The organism is Corynebacterium sp. HMSC22B11, assembly GCF_001815965.1.
GTDB lineage: Bacteria > Actinomycetota > Actinomycetes > Mycobacteriales > Mycobacteriaceae > Corynebacterium.
This window is the reverse complement of record NZ_KV823502.1, coordinates 41,988-61,190: the sequence shown is the minus strand read 5'-3', so window position 1 is coordinate 61,190 and position 19,203 is coordinate 41,988. Positions and strand designations below refer to the sequence as shown.

Below are 19,203 nucleotides of genomic sequence, written 5' to 3'. Positions count from 1 at the left end.
CGCGTTACTCAACGAATCTCCTTGTCTCGCTTCAGATGTTGAACAGGATTATAGCGCACAATAAAAGCCGCCCACCCGTGTGAAACGGGTGGGCGGCTCAAACTATCGCCATGCCGTGGCGCGGTGCCGTGCTAAGCGACTAAGCCACGCCGTGAAGGCACGGGATCAGTGTCGGGTTTAGCCCTGGCCGATCTCGTAGCGCACGAAACCGGTCAGCTTCACGCCTGCCTCGTCCATGACCTGCTTGACGGTCTTCTTGGACTCGGTGACCGACGGCTGCTCCAGCAGGACGACGTCCTTGAAGTAGCCCTTCAGGCGACCCTCGATGATGTTCGGCAGAGCCTTCTCCGGCTTGCCCTCCTCACGAGCGGTAGCCTCGGCGATCTCGCGCTCCTTGGCGACGGTCTCGGCCGGGACGTCATCGGTGGACAGGAAGCTGGCCTTCAGAGCGGCGACCTGCATGGCGGCCGCGCGTGCAGCCTCCTCGTTCTCGCCCTCGTAAGCAACGAGCACGCCGACTGCCGGCGGCAGGTCAGCGGAGCGCTGGTGCAGGTAGACAGCAACCTTGTCGCCCTCCAGGGTGACAGCGCGCTTCAGCTCGAGCTTCTCGCCGATCTTGGCGGAGAGCTCCTGCAGGGCGTCGACAGCCTTCGCGCCGTCGACCTCGACTGCCTCGAGCTCCTCGCGGGAGTTAGCGTTCGCAGCGTCGGCTGCCTGAGCAACCTTGTTCGCGAAGTCGATGAACTCCTGGTTCTTGGCCACGAAGTCGGTCTCAGCGTTGACCTCGATCATGGTGTTACCGGAGACTGCGATCAGGCCCTCGGATGCGGAGCGCTCAGCGCGCTTGCCGACGTCCTTGGCACCCTGGATACGCAGGATCTCGATGGCCTTATCGAAGTCGCCCTCAGCCTCGACGAGAGCCTTCTTGCAGTCCATCATGCCGGAGCCGGTCATCTCACGGAGCTTCTTGACATCAGCAGCGGTGTAGTTCGCCATCAGTGGCGACCCTCCTTCGTATGGAAGTGGTGAAAGAATGAATGTGCTGTCAGCCAATAAGTCTAGAGGCAAATCCCCGCCACGTGTGGCGGCGGGCAGCACACTCACTGGGCAGGCCGAGATACGGCCTTTCCGTGTGAGGCATCGAGCGGGGCGTGCGCGCCCCACTCAACACTCTTTAGGCCTCGGTGGACTCGGCCTTCTCCTCGGCTGCAGCCTCAGCCTTCACAGCCTCAGCGTCCGCCTCGGACTTGCCGGTGTCGCCGGCAGCGTCCTTCGCAGCAGCTGCCTGACGCTCCGCGCGAGCCTTGCGGCCCTCCTCAACAGCGGAGGAGATGATGGAGGTCAGCAGGTTTGCGGAACGGATCGCGTCGTCGTTGCCCGGGACCGGGTACTGGACCTCGTCCGGGTCGCAGTTGGTGTCCAGGATGGCGACAACCGGGATGCCCAGCTTCTTCGCCTCGGAGACAGCGATGTGCTCCTTGTTGGTGTCAACGACCCACATTGCCGACGGGACCTTGGTCATGTCGGCGATGCCGCCCAGGACACGCTCCAGCTTCTCGCGCTCGCGGTTCAGAAGGAGGATCTCCTTCTTGGTGCGGCCCTGGTAGCCGTCCTCGGCTGCGTCCATAGCCTGCAGTTCCTTCATGCGGGCCAGGCGCTTGGAGACGGTCTGGAAGTTGGTGAGCATGCCACCGAGCCAGCGGTGGTTGACGTACGGCATGCCAACGCGCTCAGCCTCGTTGGCAACGGCCTCCTGAGCCTGCTTCTTGGTGCCGACGAACAGGATGTTGCCGCCGTGGGCGACGGTCTCCTTGACGAACTCGTAGGCCTCGTCGATGTAGGTCAGGGTCTGCTGCAGGTCGATGATGTAGATGCCGTTGCGGTCGGTGAAGATGAAACGACGCATCTTCGGGTTCCAACGACGGGTCTGGTGACCAAAGTGGACGCCTGCATCCAGCAGTTCGCGCATAGTAACAACAGCCATGGTGTTACAGGGGCAGCTTTGAAGCGTTTTCTTCGCCTTGTAGCGTTGCCGCCCCTTCCTCGCTTTCGAAAGTTTGGGGTTTTACGGTTTTCTTCTTCGGCGCACTCGACGAACTTCCATTCGGCTTATGCGACCGGCCGGCAGACTCCCCGGGCTGCGCCACCTGTATTGACCCGCAATCAGCGGGACCGTAGGTGGAACCTGTTGGGGACACGAGGCATCTACGTGTAGTCAGTCTGCTCGCTATCTCGCCGCCGGTTGCCCGGGGTGTTGTGTTCTTGACGTCGCTGCGATCGCCACTAGCGGGAGGCCTCGTGTTCTCCGCTGGCACGGTTCGCGCGGCGCATCATCCCCGGGTAGTGCGGGAAACGTGAGCACACTGCACCGGAACATCTTAGCTGCTCTGCCTTGCCAATCCAAGTGGCTGCCCGCCCGGTGTGTATCCGTTGATCTTCCCTGTCCACAGCCGGTTCTTCGCCCTTCTTTTCAGGACGTCAGCTGCGGCAGGTTGGAGGCATGTCACGCTTTCTTTCTTCCTCCCATTTCCGGCGCCACCTGTTCGCCGTGGTCAGTGTTTTTAGCTTGACGTCAAGCATGGCGGTAGCCCCGGTGCCGCCAATGGCCTTCGCGGTGGAGGAAGCGCAACAAGAAAGCGGGGGCGGGTTGAGAGTCGCTGATCAGCTGAGCCGTTCCCACCGCGTGCCGCTCGTCACGAACTCCCCGACCTCGCCCGCTGCGGCGGAGGCCCTGGTGACCCGGCCACTCGATATTCCGGAGAAGGACTGGCTGCCGGGCCACCGCGTCGTGGACCTGCGGGCGGCACCCGCCGCGGACGTCCTGGCGAGTTTGGGAGGGCGGGTCAGCTTCGTCGGTACCGTCGCGGGCACGCCGGTGGTGACGATCCGGCACCGGGACGGGGTGCACACCACCTACGAGCCGGTGCACGCGGAGGTCTCCAAGGGTGAGTCGGTGTCCCGGGGCCAGCGGATCGGTCGGCTAGCGAATGCAGCGCTGTTGGGCGATAGTGCCCGGAAGCCGGATGGGTTGTCCTGGGGCGCGTGGCTCAAGGGCACAGATGGGCGGAAGCTCTATCTCGATCCTTTTGGGCTCTTGGGCTCGGTGCGGGTGCGCCTGTTGCGCTAGGCCCTCGTGGTGCGTGCCGTTAATCTCCCGACCGCGGGTGAGCTTGGCGGTAGGCGGCCTTGAGTCGCTCGGCGCCGACGTGGGTGTAGATCTGGGTGGTGTTCATAGAGGCGTGCCCCAGGAGTTCCTGGACCACCCTTAGGTCTGCCCCTCCTTCGAGCACGGCGGTTGCCGCGGAGTGGCGGAACCCGTGCGGGGACATGTGCCCGACTGCGAGCTCGGGGTGGCGGCGGATGGCCTGGTCAATAACCCGGCGGATTTCGCGCTGGTTGAGCCTGCCTCCGCGCACCCCAACGAGCAGGGCCGGGTTGCCGGGCTGTGCGAGCTCACCGCGGTGGCTGAGCCAGTGTGTGAGAGCCTCGTCGATGACGCCGCCGTAGGGAACCACGCGGGTTTTGTTTCCCTTACCGGTGACCCGCAGGAGCCGGTTGGCCCGGTCGAAATCCTCGACGTCGATGGCCTCGGCCTCGCCAACACGGATTCCGGTGCCAAAGAGCAACTCGGCGATGAACCAGTCCCGCACCCGGCGCGCCGTGGCGTGCCGTTGTTGCTTCTCACCTGCCGGGCCCGTGGCGGCGGGGGCATCGCAGCCGTCCTGTTGGGCAGCCGAGGGTTCGAGCGCCTCACCCTTGAGCCCATCGAGCAGGGTGCGGGCCTGGTCGCTGCGCAGCACGCGGGGCAGCGTCTTCTCCCCCTTGGGGAGCCGGAGCGCAGAGACCGGGTTGGCGGGGAGCACCTCGCGCTGGGCGAGAAACTTCCCGAAGCCTTTCATGCTGGAGGCCAGGCGGGAGAGCCGGGACCGACTGGCGCCATCGTCGGCCGCGTACCCCAGCACGTCGCGTGCGTGGTCGAGGGTGAAGGACTCGATATCCCGCAGCCCCTCGAGGGCGTCGGTGAGGTCCCGCTGGTAGGCCCGGATCGTGTTCTCCGACCGGCCAAGGTTATAGCGCAGGTAAGCCACGTAGTCCTCGATGAGGAGTTGCGGGTCGCGGGCTTTCGGCATGCAGCTCAGCATAGCTGTTGTGGCTCAGCAGAGCTGTTGCCGTGGTTCATCGGCCCGTTGGCTATGCCTCCCCATCCACTCGGACCCAACGCTCCCCTTCCCTGGTGATGAGTCCCTGCTTGTCGAGTTCTTTAAGGGTGCGCATCACGAGCCGGATGGATAGCCCGGTCTCCTGCTGGATTTCTCGCAGCGTTCCACCGCCCCCGCCGGGTAGCCCAGCCGCGTCGTAGACGGTGACCTGGTTCAGCGACATGCTCTGCACCCCCGTGCCGGAGCCGAAAACCATCGCCTGCTGTTCGGGCGCCTCGGCGTGGAACTGGCTGGAGGCCTCCACCAGCTCCCGGACATGGCTAGCGGTCCAGACAGGTTGGGCCCGGCCGTCCCGCAGGCGATGGAGCACCCCCTGGCTGAGTGCTGTATCCACGGGCCCAGGGACCACCATGGGCTGGTTGAGCATGACCTCCGCCCAGTTGAGGGTATTCAGTGCCCCGGAGCGGTTAGCAGCCTGAGTCACGATGGTTCCTGCGGACAGGCCGGCGACCAGCCGGTTGCGGGTGAGGAAGCGGTGCCGGGCGGGATGAGTCCCCAGCGCGTACTCGCTAAGAACAACCCCGGACTCCGCGATCTGGTTGAACAGCCCCACGTGCTGCCTGGGGTAATCCACGTCGAGTCCGCAGGCGAGCACCGCGATGCTCGCGCCCCCGGCGCGCAGGGCGGCGGTGTGGGCGCAGCGGTCCACTCCGCGGGCTCCGCCGGAGACGATGCTGTAGCCCTCCAGGGCGAGGTCCGTGCTGAGCTGGGAACTCAGCTGCGCCCCATAGGCATTGGGCTGCCTGGTGCCAACGACGGTCACCGATTGGCGGCTTAAGTTCCGCAGGTTGCCGTTGCCCCGAAGCCAAAGGGCAAAGGGTGCTGCGGCAAGGCCCCGGACGGCCGAGTTCTGGTCACTGCCACGGTCGTCGATTCGGGCGAAGGCGTGATCCAGTGTCTCGGGCCACTCCTGGTCCAGCGGGGTGATCAGCCGGATGCCGGCAGCCGTGGCGGCGTCGAGTTCGGCTTCCGGATCGCAGTCCACACGCGTGGCAGTCGATTCCAGGACTCTCTGCGGCAGGCTGGGGTCACGGTGGCGAATGCGGCTGGCGAGCCCCCGCACATCGGGAGGCACCCCCTCGCCCGTATCCCGGTCTTCGAGCCGATTCTCCCAGCCTTCGGGCCAGAGCAGGTTGAGGATGTCCGCGTTTGAGGCTTCGATGGTCTGCCGCAGGTAGATCCACGCGAGTAGGTTCTGACGGTCCTTGGTGGTTCCAGCAGGGCTCATGCTGGCACCTCCTCAGTGTCGGAAAAGAGCTCGGCAGCGTCCAGAACCTCCCCAACCCCGGGGCGGGCCACCCCGGCGAGATCGGCGAGGCTCCACGCCACCCGCAGAGCCCGGTCCACCCCACGCTGCGAGAGCGCACCGGAGGCATAGGCTTCCTGCAGCGCCACCATTCCCTCGAAACTCGCCGCGCACTCCGAGCGCAACAGCCTGCCGGGAATCGTCGCATTCGTCACGGCCTCCCCCAGGTCGAATTTTCGCCAACGGTGGTGTGAACGCTCCCTGGCCTGGGCGACCCGTTCCGCCACCACCGCGGAGCTCTCCGCTCTTTCCTCCCCGCTGTCGGCTCCTGGCGTGGCCGTTGCCTGCGCACTCACCGGGAGCTGTTGGCCGATCAGCCGCTGCCTGCGGGTCTGTGCGAAGACGTCAATCCGGTCACGGATGGGGCCCGAGACCCGCGCGTAGTAGCGGCGGCGGTCCGTCGAACTACACGTGCACATGCTTGGGTCCTCAGCACCGCAACGGCACGGGTTCGCTGCCATCACCAATTGGAAGCCCGCCGGGTAGGACACGCTGCGGCGAGCGCGCGCGATCTCCACCCGGCGGGCCTCCATCGGGATCCGCAAGCAGTCCAGCACCCCGGAGCGGGTCTCCGCGGCCTCATCCAAGAACAGCACCCCGTGGTGGGCCAGGCTGATCGCGCCGGGTTGCAGGTTTGGCCCGCCACCGACAAGCGCGGCCTGGGTCACCGAAGGATGCGGGGCGACGAATGGTCTCACCCCGGCCCAGATCGGGCCAAGGTCTCCCCGGCCACCGGCGATCGAGTGGATGGCCGCCGCCTCGACCTGCTCGGTGGCCGACAGCGGAGGCAGAATCGTGGGCAGACGCTCCGCGAGCATCGACTTCCCGCTGCCCGGCGGTCCGGTGAGCATGATGGCGTGCCCGCCCACGGCGGCGATCTCCAGCGCCCGGCGCGCTTCGGCCTGCCCAACGATGTCGGCCATGTCGATGTCCTCATCCCGTAACCCTTGCCCCGATTCCGGGGTCGGCTCGCCCACTGGCCGGCTCACGGGGACAATGTCGCCGGAGCCACGCAGCCACGCGTGAAACTCCTTGAGGCTGCCCACAGCGAGGATCTCCAGCCCCGACACCACGTCGACGAGCTGCTGGGCATCCGGCAGGTTCTCTTCTGGGATCACGATCCGGTTCATCCCCCGCCGTTGTGCGGACAGAATCATGGCGACAACCCCGGCGACGGCGCGCACCGTGCCGTCCAGTCCGAGTTCGCCGACGACCACCGTGTCACGCAGGAGCTCCAGCGCGAACTCGGATAAACCCTGGGCTGCCAGGATCGAGGCCACCATCGCCAGGTCATAGCTGGAGCCCTCTTTCTTCACGTCTGCCGGCGACAGGCTCATCACGACCTTCGACTTCGGCCACGGCAGTGTGCTATTCAGCATCGCCGCACGAATTCGGTCGCGGGCCTGCACCACCGCCGCGTCCCCCAGCCCGACCACGCTGACCCCGGGCAGCCCTCGGCCCAGGTCGCATTCCACGGTGACGAGCATTCCGTCCAGCCCGTGCAGAGCCATGCTTCTGGCTTGCCCGACTGCCATCACGCCACCCCCACCACGTGCTCCCGCACACCGGCAGGACCCACGTCGATGATGTCGAAGCGCACCACATCGACCCCGCGCTGCTGTTCAGCCAGCCACTTCCCCGCTGCCAGCCGCATCCGGCGCAGCTTGGTCTGTGTTACTGCTTCCACGCCGGTGCCGTGCGCGGTGTCCCTCCGGTACTTGACCTCCACGAACACCATCTCGCCTGCTGGGTCGAGGGCGATGATGTCCAGCTCCGCGAACCGGCAGTGCCAGTTGCGCTCCACGATTGTCCAACCTTGATTCACCAGGAACTCCCCGGCCAGGGCCTCGCCCTGTCGGCCCACCCCCACCGTCGAATCCGCTGTGCTCGGTCCGGCCAAGTTCTGTCCGACCGACCCCCGACCCGCCGTGTGTCGATCGGCGCCTGCCACCTGCGTTGCGCTATCCATCCCCCGTACCTCGCTGTCGTTGTGTTCCGCTGCGCGTGGCCAAAGTCATTCACGCTCGCCCTGCCCACGCAGCTGTCGTACCAGGGCAGCGTGTGACGCTAGCCAAACACGGTGGCCAGGGCGTTGACGTCCTAAAAAGTAGGCAGGAAAAAGAAAACCCCAGGAGCCTGTGGATAGGCGCTGGGGTGTGGATAACAGCGGGGCAGCCGGAAAAAGGAGGCCGACGCGAGGGGCCCGGGCTAGTGCTCCGGCAACTGCAGCTCGGGCTTGTCGAGCTCCTCGATATTGACATCCTTGTAGGTGATCACGCGGACGTAGCGGACGAAGCGGGCCGGGCGGTACATATCCCACACCCAGGCGTCCGACATGCGGATCTCGTAGTAGACCTCGCCACCGGAGTTGCGGGGCGTGAGCTCCACCGCGTTAGCCAAGTAGAACCGGCGCTCGGTTTCCACGACATAGGAGAACTGGCTCACGACGTCGCGATACTCGCGGTACATCGACAGCTCAACGTTTGCCTCGTAGTCGTCTAGCTCTTCAGCGCTCACTGGCCAGGACGTCCTTCCTCACGCGGTTGTGTGCTCGCCCACTCGGCATGTGCGGTGGCGACATTGGAGTAAGTGTAACGGTGTTCCGGGCACGCGCCGTGGAGGCGCACCGCAGCCATATGCTTCGCCGTGCCGTAGCCCTTGTGGCCGGCCAGGCCATAGCCCGGATACTGCTCGTCCATCTCCACCATCAGGCGGTCCCGGGAGACCTTCGCCAGGATGCTCGCGGCACTGATCGCCGGGGACAGCGCATCCCCCTTAACCAGGGGTGCGTGCTCACACTCAAGCTCCGGCAGGTGTACCGCGTCGGTGAGGACCACGTCTGGTTCCACAGACAGTCCCGCAACGGCGCGGTACATGCCGTTGATGTTGGCGTACTGGATGCCCTTCTGGTCGATCTCGGCGGCAGGGATATGGACGATCTTGTAAGCCACCGCATGCTCAGTGATAGCGCCGAAGAGCTTCTCGCGACGTAGCGGGGTGAGCTTCTTGGAGTCGTTGAGACCCGCCAGCTCGGGAACGTCGTGATCGGGCAGGACGCAGGAGGCAATGGTGATGGGGCCGCAGCAGGCACCGCGACCGGCCTCGTCCACCCCGGCCACGTGGGAGAACCCGTGGAATCGCAGGTAGTCATCGACGAAGCTATAGCCCTCGGAGAGCGCCTGCTGCACCAGCTCGGCGCCGCGGGCACGCGCAGCCGACTGTGGGGTGGGACGCGCCATGGCTACTGCTGGATATCCAGGTGCGCGACCCCACCGATGCGATCGATCGGCAGCACGCGCGCGGAGACCTTACCCACCACGTTCTCCACCGGGATGGTTCCCTGGTGCTCGTCGCCCACGTGGCCGCGGGAGTCGAGGGAGTTGGTGCGGTTGTCGCCCATCAGCCACAGGTGGTCATCCGGCACGGTGATGGGGCCGAAGTACTCGCCCTGGCACGCATCGGAGCCGGTTGCCGGGTCCACCGGGTTTACCAGCGGGCTCATCGTGTAGGAATCGTCCACCTTCTTGCCGTCGACCATCACGCCGGGGTCGCCAGGGCGGCACTGGACAGTCTGCCCACCGGTGGCGATGACTCGCTTGACCAGGGCGTTTTCATCCGGGGCAATGATGCCGATCATGCTGCCGGCGTTCTGCAGCCCCTTGATCAGCCCATTGTCCGAACGCTGGGAGACGTAGGTCGTGTTCCAGGAGTCCTCACCGACAAAGACGACGACGTCCCCCGGCTTCGGCTCTTTACCACCGAGGTAGGCGAGCTTATTGACGAAGATCCGGTCATTCGTGCACCCCTCGCAGCCGTGCAGGGTGGGCTCCATGGATTCGGACGGGATCAGGTAGAGCCTGCCGACGAAGATATTGAACATGCCAAGAATCAGCATGGTGGCAACCAGGATGATGGGCATCTCCACCCACCACGGGTAGGTCTTCTTCTCTTTGGCCTTTGCCTGCGACGTGTCGGCGGTCTTGTGATTCTCGGTTACCGTGCCCTCCCCCGCACGTGCTGTCCCATCCCCCGGCTGCGCAGCGGTTTGACCTGCCGCCTGCTGAGGTGCAGCGCCGCCTGCATGCGGGACTGCTGCGTCGGGGTTGGGCTGGTGCTTCTTGGGATCGGTAGTCACAAGGGTTCAGACTACCAGGCGGCCACCTGCGGCACTGGGACGTTCCATTCCCCGGGTCACCACCTCAGTCAGGCAAGAAAAAAAGGGGAACGGAAGTGACTTCCGTTCCCCTCTCACGCGCACAATGTGCGGTGGCGCAGATTAGCGCTTCTCCTTGATCTTGGCTGCCTTGCCGTGGCGATCGCGCAGGTAGTACAGCTTCGCGCGACGGACCTTACCGCGGGACAGAACCTCGAGCTTGTCGATGTTCGGGGAGTGCACTGGGATGGTGCGCTCCACGCCGATGCCGAAGGAGACCTTGCGGACGGTGAAGGTCTCGCGGATGCCGGAGCCCTGGCGCTTGATCACAACGCCACGGAAGACCTGCACGCGGGACTTGCTGCCCTCGATGACCTTCAGGTGCACGTCAACGGTGTCACCTGCGCGGAACTCTGGGATATCGTCGCGCAGCTGTGCTGCATCGACCTTGTCAAGAATATGCATGGATTAATCCTTTGCTTGCCTGGATAGAGGATCCTCGCGGCTTTTCGATGCTCATCGCGCCTACGGGTTCGTACCCGGAACATAGTTAACTCGGATAGTATGCCAGCCGATTCGGCAGAAACCAAACCAGCTAGAAGCCGGCCTGCTTGAGAGCAGCGGCCATTGCGCCACCGGCTGTTGAACCGCCGCCGCGCTGTCCACCCCGCTTGCCACGGGAACCACCACGATTGTCGCCACGCTGTCCACCACGATTGCGTCCCCGGCCAGCCCGGGAATTCCTCTCTCCTGCCTCCCCGCGGCGACCTGCCCGACCGGAGCCGGACCCCTGGTCACCACCTGGCTCGTCGCTCAGGCGCAGGCTCAGGCCGATGCGCTGTCGGTCGACGTCGACGTCCATCACCTTCACCTTGACGACCTGACCGGAGTGGACCACCTCGTGGGGGTCCTGGACGAATCGGTCGGCCATCGCTGAGACGTGGACGAGGCCGTCCTGGTGCACTCCGATATCGACGAAGGCGCCGAAGGCGGCCACATTGGTCACCGTGCCCTCCAGCACCATGCCGGGGCGCACGTCGGAGACCTTCTCCACCCCCTCGGCCAGGCTCGCAGTCTTGAAGCTCGGGCGTGGGTCACGGCCTGGCTTATCCAGCTCTGCGAGCACGTCGCGCACCGTCGGCACACCGAAAGTCTCGTTTGCGTAATCCGCCGGTCGCAGCTTCGTCAGCACCGCGGAGTTGCCGATCAGTTGTGGCACCGCCACCCCGGTGTCCTCCGTGATGGCGCGCACCAGAGTGTAGGCCTCGGGGTGGACGGCGGAGGCGTCCAGCGGGTCCTCCCCGTCATGAATGCGGAGGAAGCCGGCGGACTGTTCGAAGGCGCGTGGGCCCAGGCGCGGCACCTTCAGCAGTTCCTTGCGGGAGCGAAAGGCACCGTTGTCGTGCCTGTGCGTGACGATATTCTCTGCCACGGATTTCGTGATTCCCGCGACCCGCTCGAGTAGCTCGGCACTAGCGGAGTTGACGTCCACCCCCACCGAGTTCACAGCATCCTCGACCACCGAGTCCAGGGAGTGGGTCAGCCACGTCTGATTCACGTCGTGCTGGTACTGCCCCACCCCGATGGACTTCGGGTCGATCTTCACCAGCTCGGCCAGCGGATCCTGCAGGCGCCGGGCGATCGAGACCGCGCCACGCAGGGAGACATCCATGTCCGGGAACTCCCGCGACGCAACCTCAGAGGCAGAGTAGACGGAGGCCCCTGCCTCGCTGACGATGACCGGAGTCGGGCGCTTCCCGCCGGCCTCGGCGATGAGATCGGCAATCTCCCGGGCGAGCTTCTCGGTCTCGCGGCTGGCCGTCCCGTTACCCACCGCGAGCAGTTCGACGCCGTGCTCGGCGACCAGGCCTGCAAGCTGGGTACGAGCCTGTTCCCACTTCGCGGCCCCGGAGTGGGGGTAGACGATGATGGTGTCCACTACCTTGCCGGTGGCGTCCACGACCGCGCACTTCACACCGTTACGGTAACCAGGGTCCAGCCCCAGGGTGGCCCGCTGCCCCGCGGGTGCGGCGAGCAGGAGGTCACGCAGGTTCTTCGCGAAGACATCCACGGCGGAGGCGTCCGCCCGCTCCTTCAACTTCACCCGGGCATCCACGGCGGAGCTGACGGCGAGCTTGGTGCGCCAGCCGAAGCGGACGCACTCGGCGCGGAATTTATCGGCTGTATCCCCCTGCGGGCCGAGATCCAACCTGTCGGCGATGATTCCCTGGTAGAACTCGTCCCCCTCCCCTCCCGTGAGGTTCACGTGGAGCACGCCCTCGCTCTCGCCACGCAGGATGGCGAGGATGCGGTGGCTGGGAAGCTTGTCGAGTGGCTCGGAGAAGTCGAAGTAGTCCCGGTACTTCACCCCTTCTGTTTCTTTCCCATCGACGACGCCGACCTCGGCGACACCTCGGTTGAAGAACTCCTCACGGACTTCGCCAACCAGGTCCGCGTCCGTGGCGATTCGCTCGACGACGATGGCGCGTGCCCCGGCCAGTGCTGCCTTGGTGTCCTCGAATCCCTCACAGAGGTAGCCCTCGGCGATGCTTGCCGGGTCTTCGGCGACCCCCGGGGCCAGCAGCGTGTCCGCGAGTGGCTCCAACCCAGCGTCGCGGGCGATGGTGGCCTTGGTCTTCCGAGTTTTCTTATAGGGCAGGTAGAGGTCCTCGAGGCGGGACTTCGTCTGCACGGCGCGGATCTCGGCGGCAAGTTGGTCGGTCAGCTTGCCCTGCTCCTCGATGGCCTTGAGAATAGTTTCCTTACGCTCCTCCAGCTCCCGCAGGTAATTCAGGCGGGTGTCCAGCTGGCGGATCTGGGAATCATCCATCCCGCCAGTGATTTCTTTGCGGTAGCGGGCGATAAAGGGAACCGTATTGCCCTCGTCGAGCAGGGCGATGGTGGCCTGGACGTGCGACAGCCCGGCACCTAGTTCCTCGGCTAAAATCTCTGCGATCATTTAAGCCATTGTAGGTGCCGGGCTGTGCCGGTTTGCACCAGGTTCACCCGGAGCGAGCCGGTGCTGGCGCAAGACGCTTATTAGTCGGCGTGGTTGTCGCCGAAGTCCTCCTGCCACTCCGGGATCTCGGTGTTGTAGGCCGAGAGGTCGGTCTCGCCCGGCTGGTTCCGCTGCATGTGCAGGTACTCCATGTGTCGTTCAAACAGGTCCAGCACGTTCGCGATGAGTTGCTCGCGGGTGTAGCCGAAGACGTCGTAGCCCAGGGAGCCGTTGATGCCGAAGACCTCGACGCGGTAGTAATTCGCGCCGTGGCTGCCTCGGCGGGCGAACTTCGGCAGGCGCTCCTCGATTGGGTAGAGCTGGTAGCGGAAGTCCGGATCGCCCTTGAAGGTGACGAACAGGTCGAGCTGGTTGATACCGGTGTGCTCGTCAGCCACCGTGGTCAACGTTGCCTCGTGGCCATTGTTCATCAGCTCCTCGGTGACGTCCTTCAGAGCCGGCTTGGCGACCTCCATGATGAAGGACTGCGACTGTTCGGCGGTCGGCCACGTGCCGGCGCGCTCCACGCGGGTGCGCCAATCACCATGCTGGCTATCCGTGCGCCCGGAGATCGCCCCGTGCAGGGCGACTGCACGGGAGTCCATCTGTAGGACCTCTTGTCTGACTGAGAGCACCAGGCCGGCCATGATGAGGAAGACCACGATCATGAACGGCAGTCCCATGATCAATGTCGCCATCTGCAGGGTGCCGATGCCGTCGACCTGCAGCATCGCGACCGTCAGCACAGCGACGGCCACAGCCCACAGCACGCGTAGCCAGACCGCGCCATCGGCTGCCGGGTCGGTGGTGCGGGAGGAGAACTTCGCCATCACCAGCGCACCGGAGTCCGCGGAGGTGACGAAGAACAGCAGGCCGACGATCATCGCCAGCACTAGCGCCAGCGTCGGCCACGGCAGGCCTTCCAGCACCATGTAGAAACCGCGTTCCGGTGAGTTAACGGTCTGCTCCAGCAGGTCGTGGTCGCCGTTGTTAACGACGCGGTCGAGGGCCATGTTGCCCAAGAAGGATGCCCACAGCGCCAGGAACAGGAACGGAACCAGCAGGGTGCCGACGATGAACTGACGGAAGGTGCGGCCACGGGAAATGCGGGCCAGGAACAGTCCGACGAACGGCGCCCAGGCCACCCACCAGGCCCAGAAGAACAGGGTCCAGTTGGCCATCCACTCTTGGGTGGAGGCCGGGGTGGTCGTGTAGGAGAAGGTCTCGAAGGTCCAGCGTGGCAGGGTGGTCAGGTAGTCACCCATATTCTTCACGAGGGAGTCGAAGAGCCAGCCAGTGCGGCCACCAGCGACGACGATGACGAGCAGCGCGACGGCGAGGTAGACGTTCCACTCCGAGAGGCGCTTAATGCCCTTATCCACGCCCGACACGGCGGAAAGGGTGGCCGCAGCGACAGCCAGCACCACCAGCGCGATCTGCATGGCCTTGCCCTCTGGCAGGTCGAAGACGAGGTTCAGGCCGAAGTTCAGCTGCACCACGCCGATACCCAGCGAGGCGGCGACGCCGAAGACGGTGCCCAGCAGGGCGGCGATATCGACCGCATCGCCGATGGGTCCGTGGATTCGCTTACCGATCAGCGGATACAGGGCGCTACGAATCGCCAGCGGCATATTGAGGCGGTAGGCGTAGTAGCCGAAGGCCAGGCCCATCAGGGCGTAGAGCCCCCAGCCGGAGATGCCGTAGTGGAACAGAGTCCACAGCACGGCCTCCTTCATCGCCTCCTCGGTCTCGCCCGGACCAACCGGCGGATTAGCGTACTGCGCCAGCGGCTCGGCGACGGAGTAGAACAGGATTCCAATGCCAATACCCGCAGCGAAGAGCATCGCGGACCAAGAGAAGAGGGAGTATTGGGGGCGGGAGTGATCGGGTCCCAGCCGAATATTGCCGGCCTTGGAGGCGGCCAGCCAGATCATGAAGATCAGAGTGATCGCCACGACGGCGACGTATAGCCAGCCGAAGTTTCCGGTCAGCCAGCTGGCCGTGCCGCCGACGATCTTGTCGAAGCTCTCGGCCCCGGCGGCCGCCCAAATAGCGACGGCGACCGTGACCACGAGCGTCGTGATAATGACGGGCCAGTTGGCCTCGTCACCCTTTTTCATTTTTGCTTCGGCGGGTGCGGGCTTGCCAAGCAAAGTTCGGATGCGGGAGGCACCCTTTTCCTTGGCTGGAGCCTCGCTCCCCGCCGCTGTGCGTGCAGAATCTGCCATTCCTGACTCCTTGGAGAAAACCTTTGGTCAGCCGCAAATGTGCGCTATACCACTCCTCCACCCTAGTGGAGTCTCAGGTTTCCCGCAGGAGCCTTTGAGGTTCTGGGCAGAGACTTAGCCCTGGAACCAGCCGGTCACCGCAGGCGCGATGTTGTGGTAGACGTGCTTCTGCTCCTGGTATTCAGCCAGGCCGGTCGGTCCCAGCTCCCGGCCGTTGCCCGACTGCTTCATGCCGCCCCATTCTGCCTGCGGCAGGTACGGGTGGAAGTCGTTGATCCAGATCGTGCCGTGACGCAGGCGCGCAGTGACTCGCTCCGCCTTACCGGCGTCGCTGGTCCACACGGCGCCGGCGAGGCCGTACTCCGTGTCATTGGCGATCGCCACAGCCTCATCCTCGGTGCGGAAGGTCTCCACCGTGACGACCGGACCGAAAGCCTCGTCGTACACGCAGTCCATCTCCCGAGTGGCGCCGTCGATGACGGTCGGCAGGTAGAAGTAGCCCTTCGACAGGTCGGTGTTACCGGTGCCGTGCGGACCGTGGTTATCCGCCTCATCGGCGATCTTGCCGCCGGTGCGGATATCCGCGCCCTGCTCGCGGGCGCGATCGACGTAGGCTGCCACCTTGTCGCGGTGCTCAGCAGAGATAAGGGCGCCGGTCTCAGCGGCCTCGTCGAGCGGTCCGCCCAGTTTGATGGCCTCAGTACGGCGCACGAGCTCGTCGACGAACTTCTCGTGGATGGATTCCTCGACGATGATGCGGGCGCCTGCGGAGCAGACCTGCCCGGAGTGGACGAAGCCACCGTTGAGGGCGTTGTCCACCGCGGCGTCGAAGTCTGCGTCGGCGAAGATGACGTTCGGATTCTTGCCGCCCAGCTCGAGGGCGACGCGCTTGACGGTATCCGCCGCCTGCTTGGCGACGAGCTTTCCGGTCACCAGGCCACCGGTGAAGGAGACCATGTCCACGTCCGGGTGGGTGGACAATGGGTTGCCGGCGGTAGCGCCAGCGCCGGTGATGAGGTTGGCCACGCCGGCCGGCACGCCAGCCTCGGTCAGCACGGTCATCAGCATCATCGCGGTGTGCGGGGTGAGCTCCGCCTGCTTGAGGACGAAGGTGTTGCCCGCCGCGAGCGCTGGGGCGACCTTCCAGGCCACCTGCAGCAGCGGGTAGTTCCACGGGGTGATCAGGCCACATACACCGACGGGTTCGGCGTCGATGCGGGAGCGGACGTTCGGATCCCCAGCGTCGACGACGCGTCCGGCGGCGTGGCCGGCGAGGGTGCCGAAGTAGTCGAAGGAGTCAGCGATGTCGTCCATATCGGCCTCGGCCTCGGGGAGGCGCTTACCGGTGTCGGCGGCCTCGGCGCGGGCGAACTCGCTCTTATTCTCGCGGATCAAGTCGGCGACCTTGACCAGGATCTTGCCGCGCTCCACGGCGGGGACAGCACGCCACTCACCGTTGTCGAAGGTGCGGCGGGCGACCTCAATCGCGCGGATCGTGTCCTTCTCGCTCGCCTCGGAGACGATACCGACCTCCGAGCCGTCTGCCGGGTTGATGATGGTGCGGGTCTCGCCGTCGGCGGCGGGCTGCCACTGGCCATCGATGAACAGCGACGCCACCGCGTCGTTGTTGTGGACGCCCTTCAGCAGGGGCGAGGCGGCTGGGTCGAAGAGCTTCTCAGTGCTCATTCTGTTTTCCTTTCTTGGATCACGTGGGTGGTGATCGGCTTATTTCTCGTCCGTGTCTACCGCAAGGCCCGGGTCGTCAGTCCATGCTCGCACGGGCTCAGCGCCGTCGGAGTGGTCAGAGGTACCCGGCAGGTTGCGCTGGATGTGGATGAATTCCAGGTGACGCTCGTACAGATCCATGATGTTGTCCTTGATCTGTTCCTGCGTATAGCCGTAGACGTCGAAGCCCATGGAGCCCATGAGGTCGAAGACTTCCAGGCGGTAGTAGACGCTGCCGTCGCTGGTGGAGCGGGTGAACGTCGGGACCGGAAGCTCGACTGGGTAGATCTGGTAGCGGAAGCTCTGCTCTTCGTCGAAGGTGACGGTGAGATCCAGCTGCTTGACGTCGATACCCGGCCCCTTCGCGGAGACGAGGGTGGCGTTGAGACCACGGCTGTTGAATTGCTCGGCAACGTCCTGCAGAGCAGGGCGGGCCGTCTCGGACATGAACTTCTGAGCATCCTTCGCCCCCGGCCAGGTCGACGCGCGGGAGAGGCGACGGAGCCAGGCGCCCTTCTCCTTCTCTCCAGAGCTACGGCCGGACATGGCGGCGTGAATGGACACGCTCCGGGCCTCGTTGTGGATCGTCTCCAGCTTCAGGGAGCGGATCAGGCCCAGCATGATGAAGTACATCACGATCGCGAAAGGCAGACCCATGACCACCGTGGCGTTCTGGACGGTCTCCACGCCATTGATCTGCAGGAGAACGATCGTCAGAACACCGACCAGGACAGCCCAGAAGATACGGGACCACACGGGACCGTCCTGGCGGGAGTCGGTCACCTTGGAGGTGAAGTTGGACATCACCAGTGCGCCGGAGTCCGCCGAGGTGATGTACAGCAGCAGACCAACCATCGTGGAAAGGCCGACCAGGAAGGTCGCCCCCGGGGAGGATGCCAGCAGGTCGTAGAAGCCGCGCTGTGGTTCGGCAACCGCGGCCTCACCAAAGGCGGAATCGCCACCGATGACACGGCTGAGTGCGGTGTTTCCGAAGAAGCTCATCCAGCCCAGGATGAACAGGAACGGCACGGTCAGGACGCCGAACACGAACTGGCGCAGGGTGCGGCCGCGGGAAATGCGAGCCAGGAACAGGCCGACGAACGGCGCCCAGGCCACCCACCATGCCCAGAAGAACAGGGTCCAGGCCCCCAGCCATTCCTTGGTCTCTTCAGGGGTCTCGCTGAAGGCATAGGTGTCCATAGACATGCTCGGCAACTGCGTGACGTAATCGCCGATGTTCATGATGAGTGCGTCGAAGAGGAAGGCAGTCTGCCCGGAGACCACGATGTAGACAGCCAGCGTGATGGCGAGGATGACGTTGAACTCGGAGAGGCGCTTGATGCCTTTATCCACGCCGGAGACAGCCGACAGGGTCGCCACGCCGACGGCGGCGGTGACGAGGGCGATCTGCACGGTCGGGCCTTCCTCCCAGCCAAAGAGCAGCTTCAGGCCGTAGTTCAGCTGAACCACGCCGATGCCCAGGGAGGTCGCGATGCCGAAGACGGTGCCCAGCATCGCGGCGATATCCACCGCATTGCCGACGGGGCCGTGGATGCGCTTACCGATCAGCGGATAGAGGGCGCTGCGGATCGCCAACGGCATGTTGAGACGGTAGGCGTAGTAGCCGAAGGCCATACCCATCAGGGCGTACATGGCCCAGCCGGTCACGCCGTAGTGGAAGAGCGCGTAGACGACGGCGTTCTCCGCAGCCTCGCGCGTCTCCCCCGCCCCGACCGGTGGCGCGTAGTACTGCGTCACCGGCTCGGCGACAGCGAAGAACATGAGGTCCACGCCGATGCCGGCCGCGAAGAGCATCGCGGACCAGGAGAACAGACGATATTCGGGCCGGGCGTGGTCCGGGCCGAGGCGGATCGCCCCTGCCCGTGAGAGCGCGACACCCAGCACGAAGACCACACAGATCGTGGCAGTGAGGATGTAGAACCAGCCGAGGTTATTGGCGATCCACCCAGTGGTGGAGCCCAGGGTGTCGTATGCATTATCGGGCGCGATGGTCGCCCAGGCCACAATGACCGCGATCCCCAACGCCGAGAGGAGGAACACCGGCCAGTTGGCCTTCGGTTCCACGATTTCGCCCGGGGTGTACGGCTCGGATTCCCGCTCGTCGCCGTGGCCTACGACAACCTCGGGAACGATCTGCGGTTCAGCGCTCGCGCCGGTGCCCTTTTCGGTCGTGTCGACGGCGCCAGGGGTGCTCGACGTGCCTTCCGACACTTCGTTCCCTTTCGCTGAATCTGTGTTCTTCATCTCATTTCCGGTATCTTTTGGCGGCCCTTCACTCAAGGCGCTCCGACCCTCCTACGTTAATTCTGTAATAGTTTTGGTTGCTTTTTATAAAGCGAGCCAACTACTCATGCATAGCAAACCTTTTGCCATTCCCGCACCTGAGCCTGGCAATTCTCTAAGAGTCTAGACAACATCACACTGCGCTCTAGCTGCATGTTTCAGTGATCTCACAGACTTTTGGGAATGCCAACCGAAACTGTGATTTATGCCATCTTTTTAACTGATTCATTATTTCCCGGGTGGCATAGGCAGTTTATCCGCTGGCATAC

At 64.7% G+C, this 19,203-nt stretch carries 15 protein-coding genes; 1 reads left to right on the top strand and 14 read right to left on the bottom strand.

The annotated features are described in order from the left end of the window. Positions 1-177 precede the first annotated feature (177 nt). The gene (gene tsf / locus HMPREF3088_RS05880) at positions 178-996 is read right to left on the bottom strand and encodes a translation elongation factor Ts (protein ID WP_070758860.1); all 819 of its coding nucleotides are present in this window, start codon (positions 994-996) and stop codon (positions 178-180) included. Between the two features lie 178 nt (positions 997-1,174). Next, on the bottom strand, positions 1,175-1,984 hold the full coding sequence (gene rpsB / locus HMPREF3088_RS05875) for a 30S ribosomal protein S2 (protein ID WP_070758859.1): 810 nt from the start codon (positions 1,982-1,984) through the stop codon (positions 1,175-1,177). 594 nt (positions 1,985-2,578) lie between these two features. On the opposite strand from rpsB, the gene HMPREF3088_RS05870 reads away from it, so the two are divergent. Continuing rightward, positions 2,579-3,127, top strand: coding sequence for a M23 family metallopeptidase (locus HMPREF3088_RS05870; RefSeq protein ID WP_246818073.1), 549 nt, complete (start codon positions 2,579-2,581; stop codon positions 3,125-3,127). 19 nt (positions 3,128-3,146) lie between these two features. Here the strand turns inward: HMPREF3088_RS05870 and HMPREF3088_RS05865 are convergent, their stop codons facing one another. The 12 genes from HMPREF3088_RS05865 to betT (HMPREF3088_RS05810) all read right to left on the bottom strand — a co-directional run bounded on the left by HMPREF3088_RS05865 (position 3,147) and on the right by betT (HMPREF3088_RS05810) (position 18,895). Continuing rightward, positions 3,147-4,130 (bottom strand): tyrosine recombinase XerC, encoded by a 984-nt coding sequence (locus HMPREF3088_RS05865; RefSeq protein ID WP_246818072.1) that lies wholly within the window; start codon positions 4,128-4,130, stop codon positions 3,147-3,149. 61 nt (positions 4,131-4,191) lie between these two features. Further along, entirely contained in the window at positions 4,192-5,448 is a 1,257-nt protein-coding gene (dprA, locus tag HMPREF3088_RS05860) for a DNA-processing protein DprA (protein ID WP_070758856.1), read from the bottom strand. After that, positions 5,445-7,061, bottom strand: a complete 1,617-nt coding sequence (locus HMPREF3088_RS05855; RefSeq protein WP_070758855.1) for a YifB family Mg chelatase-like AAA ATPase — start codon at positions 7,059-7,061, stop codon at positions 5,445-5,447. Before HMPREF3088_RS05855 ends, dprA begins: the two co-directional genes overlap by 4 nt. Continuing rightward, positions 7,061-7,495: a YraN family protein gene (locus HMPREF3088_RS05850; protein WP_070758854.1), complete on the bottom strand. Its 435-nt coding sequence runs from the start codon at positions 7,493-7,495 to the stop codon at positions 7,061-7,063. The genes HMPREF3088_RS05855 and HMPREF3088_RS05850 overlap by 1 nt, the downstream gene beginning before the upstream one ends. Before the next feature lie 239 nt (positions 7,496-7,734). Next, positions 7,735-8,043: a DUF2469 domain-containing protein gene (locus HMPREF3088_RS05845; protein ID WP_012360061.1), complete on the bottom strand. Its 309-nt coding sequence runs from the start codon at positions 8,041-8,043 to the stop codon at positions 7,735-7,737. Next, on the bottom strand, positions 8,040-8,765 hold the full coding sequence (locus tag HMPREF3088_RS05840; RefSeq protein WP_070758853.1) for a ribonuclease HII: 726 nt from the start codon (positions 8,763-8,765) through the stop codon (positions 8,040-8,042). Before HMPREF3088_RS05840 ends, HMPREF3088_RS05845 begins: the two co-directional genes overlap by 4 nt. A gap of 2 nt (positions 8,766-8,767) precedes the next feature. After that, entirely contained in the window at positions 8,768-9,661 is an 894-nt protein-coding gene (gene lepB, locus HMPREF3088_RS05835; RefSeq protein ID WP_070758852.1) for a signal peptidase I, read from the bottom strand. Positions 9,662-9,802: 141 nt separating this feature from the next. Continuing rightward, positions 9,803-10,144, bottom strand: a complete 342-nt coding sequence (gene rplS, locus HMPREF3088_RS05830; protein WP_012360058.1) for a 50S ribosomal protein L19 — start codon at positions 10,142-10,144, stop codon at positions 9,803-9,805. A 130-nt stretch (positions 10,145-10,274) separates the two neighbouring features. Next, complete coding sequence (locus HMPREF3088_RS05825; protein ID WP_070758851.1) at positions 10,275-12,638, bottom strand: Tex family protein; 2,364 nt, start codon at positions 12,636-12,638, stop codon at positions 10,275-10,277. Between the two features lie 80 nt (positions 12,639-12,718). Beyond that, complete coding sequence (betT, locus tag HMPREF3088_RS05820) at positions 12,719-14,905, bottom strand: choline BCCT transporter BetT (protein ID WP_070758850.1); 2,187 nt, start codon at positions 14,903-14,905, stop codon at positions 12,719-12,721. Between the two features lie 114 nt (positions 14,906-15,019). Continuing rightward, positions 15,020-16,591 carry an aldehyde dehydrogenase family protein gene (locus HMPREF3088_RS05815; protein ID WP_070758849.1) on the bottom strand — a complete coding sequence of 524 codons (1,572 nt, stop codon included), beginning with the start codon at positions 16,589-16,591 and terminating at the stop codon, positions 15,020-15,022. Between the two features lie 39 nt (positions 16,592-16,630). Continuing rightward, positions 16,631-18,895 carry a choline BCCT transporter BetT gene (gene betT, locus HMPREF3088_RS05810; protein WP_070758848.1) on the bottom strand — a complete coding sequence of 755 codons (2,265 nt, stop codon included), beginning with the start codon at positions 18,893-18,895 and terminating at the stop codon, positions 16,631-16,633. Between the last annotated feature and the right edge of the window lie 308 nt (positions 18,896-19,203).

Excerpts from the sequence above, each read along its gene's own strand:
- tsf (WP_070758860.1), bottom strand. The coding sequence starts at position 996 with ATGGCGAACTACACCGCTGCTGATGTCAAGAAGCTCCGTGAGATGACC.
- HMPREF3088_RS05840 (WP_070758853.1), bottom strand. The coding sequence starts at position 8,765 with ATGGCGCGTCCCACCCCACAGTCGGCTGCGCGTGCCCGCGGCGCCGAG.
- rplS (WP_012360058.1), bottom strand. The coding sequence starts at position 10,144 with ATGCATATTCTTGACAAGGTCGATGCAGCACAGCTGCGCGACGATATC.
- HMPREF3088_RS05825 (WP_070758851.1), bottom strand. The coding sequence starts at position 12,638 with ATGATCGCAGAGATTTTAGCCGAGGAACTAGGTGCCGGGCTGTCGCAC.
- betT (WP_070758848.1), bottom strand. The coding sequence starts at position 18,895 with ATGAAGAACACAGATTCAGCGAAAGGGAACGAAGTGTCGGAAGGCACG.
- HMPREF3088_RS05870 (WP_246818073.1), top strand. The coding sequence starts at position 2,579 with ATGGCGGTAGCCCCGGTGCCGCCAATGGCCTTCGCGGTGGAGGAAGCG.
- HMPREF3088_RS05815 (WP_070758849.1), bottom strand. The coding sequence starts at position 16,591 with ATGAGCACTGAGAAGCTCTTCGACCCAGCCGCCTCGCCCCTGCTGAAG.
- betT (WP_070758850.1), bottom strand. The coding sequence starts at position 14,905 with ATGGCAGATTCTGCACGCACAGCGGCGGGGAGCGAGGCTCCAGCCAAG.
- HMPREF3088_RS05865 (WP_246818072.1), bottom strand. The coding sequence starts at position 4,130 with ATGCCGAAAGCCCGCGACCCGCAACTCCTCATCGAGGACTACGTGGCT.
- HMPREF3088_RS05850 (WP_070758854.1), bottom strand. The coding sequence starts at position 7,495 with ATGGATAGCGCAACGCAGGTGGCAGGCGCCGATCGACACACGGCGGGT.
- dprA (WP_070758856.1), bottom strand. The coding sequence starts at position 5,448 with ATGAGCCCTGCTGGAACCACCAAGGACCGTCAGAACCTACTCGCGTGG.
- HMPREF3088_RS05855 (WP_070758855.1), bottom strand. The coding sequence starts at position 7,061 with ATGGCAGTCGGGCAAGCCAGAAGCATGGCTCTGCACGGGCTGGACGGA.
- rpsB (WP_070758859.1), bottom strand. The coding sequence starts at position 1,984 with ATGGCTGTTGTTACTATGCGCGAACTGCTGGATGCAGGCGTCCACTTT.